4 protein-coding genes and 1 other RNA gene are annotated in these 3,970 nt (G+C 39.7%); 1 reads left to right on the forward strand and 4 read right to left on the reverse strand.

Features of this window, described 5'->3' with window-relative positions:
- The first annotated feature begins 137 nt into the window (after positions 1 to 137).
- Positions 138 to 329: a hypothetical protein gene (locus IQ242_RS18685; RefSeq protein WP_193961002.1), complete on the forward strand. Its 192-nt coding sequence runs from the start codon at positions 138 to 140 to the stop codon at positions 327 to 329.
- Positions 330 to 410: 81 nt separating this feature from the next.
- Here IQ242_RS18685 and IQ242_RS18690 read toward each other — a convergent pair whose 3' ends face one another.
- The 4 genes from IQ242_RS18690 to rnpB form a co-directional block, all read right to left on the reverse strand.
- The gene (locus IQ242_RS18690) at positions 411 to 833 is read right to left on the reverse strand and encodes a type II toxin-antitoxin system VapC family toxin (protein WP_193960999.1); all 423 of its coding nucleotides are present in this window, start codon (positions 831 to 833) and stop codon (positions 411 to 413) included.
- Positions 817 to 1,041 carry a hypothetical protein gene (locus tag IQ242_RS18695; protein WP_193961000.1) on the reverse strand — a complete coding sequence of 75 codons (225 nt, stop codon included), beginning with the start codon at positions 1,039 to 1,041 and terminating at the stop codon, positions 817 to 819. The genes IQ242_RS18690 and IQ242_RS18695 overlap by 17 nt, the downstream gene beginning before the upstream one ends.
- A gap of 243 nt (positions 1,042 to 1,284) precedes the next feature.
- Positions 1,285 to 2,820 (reverse strand): serine/threonine-protein kinase, encoded by a 1,536-nt coding sequence (locus tag IQ242_RS18700; protein ID WP_193961001.1) that lies wholly within the window; start codon positions 2,818 to 2,820, stop codon positions 1,285 to 1,287.
- Between the two features lie 487 nt (positions 2,821 to 3,307).
- An RNA gene (rnpB, locus tag IQ242_RS18705) (RNase P RNA component class A) lies at positions 3,308 to 3,798 on the reverse strand.
- Positions 3,799 to 3,970 lie beyond the last annotated feature (172 nt).

Genomic DNA, 3,970 nt, shown 5'->3' on the forward strand with positions numbered 1-3,970 from the left:
GGGAGAGAGCGAGTTTCTCAGTTTGTTTTGTAACGTCCTCATACCCAGTTTAAATGCACAACAGCTTATCTCACCTGTAGCGTTATACTCAAAGAAGGATTACCTTTACCAACAGTCTAGAAAAACCTCACAGAGAATTGCTCAACCGTTATCAAAAATACGGCTTTAAAGATGCTAATGAGATAGTGAGAGTGGCTCTAGAGCGATTTCAACTAGAACTAGAGGCTCAGGACTTACAAGAATCAGCAAATCTGTATGCAGCAATTTATCAACAAGATGAAGAATTACAGCAACTTACCGAATCAGCTTTAGTAGGATGGACAGCATAATAAATCTCAAGCGAGGACTGATTATTGAGGTAAATCTAGAGCCAACTACAGGTTCAGAAACTGGGAAAATCAGACCTTGTATTAATCTACCCAATTTTCTAAGGATAAATGAGGAATTTGTCTAAAATGTCGCAGATTTCTGGTTACTAACCTAGCTTGATTAGCTAATGCGATACTAGCAATTAATAGAGCGGCTCTGCCAATTTTTTGGATTTTAGAAACAGTTCGTAAACGGTCAAATTGATTAGCATCATCCCCATCAATTAAAATTACAGGAAGTTGATTCAGTAGGACTTCTGAACGACAAAAAAGTTTTTGTGCTTTCAATAAATCACTTCCTGAAAAAGCTTTAAGTAGATAATCTATCCTTCCCCGCAAAATTTCAATCTTGGTGACAATCGCAATGGCGACTTCCTCATCCTGTAAGCTTTCTAACCGATTAATAACGTTAATGTTACCTGCGTGGAGATGAGTTAAAGTATCCGTGTCAAGAATATACATCATCTTCAGTTTCTGAACGTCCTCTAGCTTGGTAAATAGAGTCTCTTAGGTCAGCAAGAGAGCTATCATCCCTTAAAGCACCTGCTTGTTGCAGAAAAACAGTTTTACTCTTTGGGGAAGAGTTAGGAAGGGACCGAGGATTAAAGGCTTTCGTCTCTTGCTTTAATAAAATATCACTGTTTAATTTTTCTGATTTTGGTTTAACTGTCATAATTGCTCCTGATTATTTATTAATATTTTATCATAAATTGATTGCTAAGTAGGTAGGCACAATTATTTGTAGGATGGGTTAGCGGTAGCGTAACCCATGCGGGCGTTGGGTTTCATGCTTCAACCGTTCGGCAAAAGCTCACGGCCGAAGCCCAACCTACGTTCATTTTATATTTAATTCCACCCACCTACTTAACTACAAGAGTCAAAGCTTTATTTTTGGTAATTTTCAAAATTTGGCGAATTAAAGGTTGACAGGATAAGTATTAACTTGCCAATTGCTTGTAGCTACAGGACAAGCTAAACCCAAATTAGTAATATTCCATTGGATAAAAGCATTATCGTTATTTTTCCAAGTAATCTTAACTGTGCCGACACAGTTACCTGCATTTCCAGATAGGTTAAAATTTCCTTGTAGGGTATCTCCAGTTGTACAACCTTCTTTTTGGGGAGCAGGAATCGTAATTGTTCCTGTAAATGGTGGTTTACCATATCCAAAAACAGTTTCAACTAAACTGAGTGTACTACTACCAAAACAAATTTTATTTAAGTTTGCAATTCTAGTTAAATTACTTTGAGAACGCCAAATTAAGCTTGTTTGCTCAGAAGAAGAGGCGATAGTTTCAGTTGGTTTAAGTTTTTCTTGTTGAAGTTGACGCTGTTTTTCAGCTAATTCTTCTTGGTTTTGTTCAATCTGACGTTGTTTTTCATCTAGCTGTCGTTGCCTTGCCGCTAATTCTTGCTCTTGTTGTTTGGCTTGATTAGTCTGTTCTGATTGAATTTCAGAGATTCTTTCTGCTAATTTTTGTTGTTGTTTTTTAGAGAAGAAAGTCCAGCCAGCTAAGGAAGTAATACCTATTGTGACAGCAGCAATAGTAATTTTTATCCAGTCATTTTTCAGAATCACGTTGCCTTGTTGAGATGAAGGGAAAGAAAGTTCAGTTGGCGGTACTGTCGGCTGTCCCTGTAGCACCTGTCTCATCATTTGAGCAGTTGTAAATCTTTGATTTGCTTGCGATTTAATAGCTTGATCAATTGCATTGGCTAGAGTTGGACTAACATTTAAAGCATATTGTCGCCAGATAATTTCTCCCGTAAGCGGTTCGGTTTCTAATTCTTCAGGTATTCTCCCTGTTAATAAATAAATTGCTGTTAAACCAAGAGCATATAAATCACTGGAAAAAACTGGTCTTCCTATTGATTGTTCTGGAGGCATGAACCCCGGTGTTCCAATTACAATAGAACTGGTGGAATTACCCCTAGGAGACATCACTGTACCTATTGCTTCTTTAATAGCACCGAAGTCAATTAAAATTGGCATTTGATCGTGGTGACGAATAATAATACTATCTGGTTTAATATCTCGGTGAATAATCCGTTTGCTTTGAATATATTCTAATACGACTAAAAGCTTTAGTAAAATTCTTTTAACAAAGGTTTCTTCTTGTTTTCCTTGGCTCTTAACTAAACTAGATAAAGTCTGTCCCTGAATATATTCTTGAACCAAATAAAACTGTCCCTGGTCCTCAAAATAAGCAAACAATGTGGGAATTTGATCATGACTATTTCCTAAATCTTCTAAAATCACTGCTTCTCTTTGAAAGCGCTCTTTGACCAGTTGATAGACCTGTGGGTTATTGTGCATGGGCCGCAGTTGTTTAATTACACAGGTGCGACCTGATGGTAAATGGGTATCTTCCGCGAGAAAGGTATCGCCAAATCCCCCACTTGCTAATTGTCGAATAATTCGATAGCGATTAGCCAATAGACTTTGCCTCATTTTTTTAACAGAATGTCAAGTTTTGTTCAGAGATTCAACATTGCTGGTACTTACCCATTGACCAATATTTTAGCCTAAGATCTCCTAAAGAACCAAAAACACCCCAGACTTACTTAAGTGTGAGACACCATTATATCTTTAGCTCACAGTAGCGGCGGCCAAGCGATACGGGATTTGATCAATCACCTAACCGTTAGCGGTGCAATCCCCCTCTAAGCTAAGAAGCATTTAAATTGGTAGTTGAGGTTCCAGGGGAAATGAGAGCAGGGAGCGGGGGAGCAGGGGACATGGGAGCAGGGGAGACCACTTCGTGCGCGACGTTCGGACGTTCGGCGATGCTCAGTCGAGCCGCGATGCTCAGTCGAGCGGACGGTGAGCCTGTCGAACTGCCGTTGCGGGGGGAGAATAAATAAAAATAATCTCCTGAATACTGATAACTGATCACTGATAACTGATCACTGATAACTGATAACTAATAACTGATAAAGGAGAGAGTCAGACATAAGCCGAATTCTGTATTTCCCAACAGCAGTAAAATTGCTTTTACCTTTGTTGGAATAGAGGTTATCTATCTGGGATAATTGTTACCAATTACCTCAAGCGGTTCCTAAAAACGGGACAGGAAAAAGACCAACCTTTGTCCCTCCACCTTGCTCCCCACCGGGGTTTACCGAGCCAGTACCTCTCGATACTGCTGGTGCGCTCTTACCGCACCTTTGCACCCTTACCCCCAATCAGTTATCAGTTATCAGTTATCAGTGGAAAGTTATTAGTTATCAGTAAATTTACTTTCGTTACTGTTTACTGGACGGCTACGCCGTGCCTTTGGCAACACTGAAAAAGGGGGCGGTATTTTTCTGTGGCACTATCCTCACGCTCGCGCGCACTGGACGTTATCCAGCAAGTGTGGTCTTTCGGGAGTTCGGACTTTCCTCGGAATCATTGATCAAATGATCCCGCAACCTCTAGACCAACTCTCTCCTATTCTCTAGTTTGACATACCAGAGACTCGATCGCTCATATATCGGCTCTTCTGGTTTCTGTGTGGAAAGTAGGTCTATACTGATAGTTTATTCCGCAAAATAGTCCTAAAAGTTTTGCCCAATAAGCACTTCAGGATTCCATAAGCCAAAATTATCACACAAAGTCG

It is taken from the genome of Microcystis sp. LEGE 08355 (genome assembly GCF_015207185.1).
Classification (GTDB): domain Bacteria; phylum Cyanobacteriota; class Cyanobacteriia; order Cyanobacteriales; family Microcystaceae; genus Microcystis; species Microcystis panniformis.

Bases quoted from the DNA above. Each gene is read 5' to 3' on its own strand.
- IQ242_RS18690 (WP_193960999.1), bottom strand. From the start codon at position 833: ATGATGTATATTCTTGACACGGATACTTTAACTCATCTCCACGCAGGT.
- IQ242_RS18695 (WP_193961000.1), bottom strand. From the start codon at position 1,041: ATGACAGTTAAACCAAAATCAGAAAAATTAAACAGTGATATTTTATTA.
- IQ242_RS18700 (WP_193961001.1), bottom strand. From the start codon at position 2,820: ATGAGGCAAAGTCTATTGGCTAATCGCTATCGAATTATTCGACAATTA.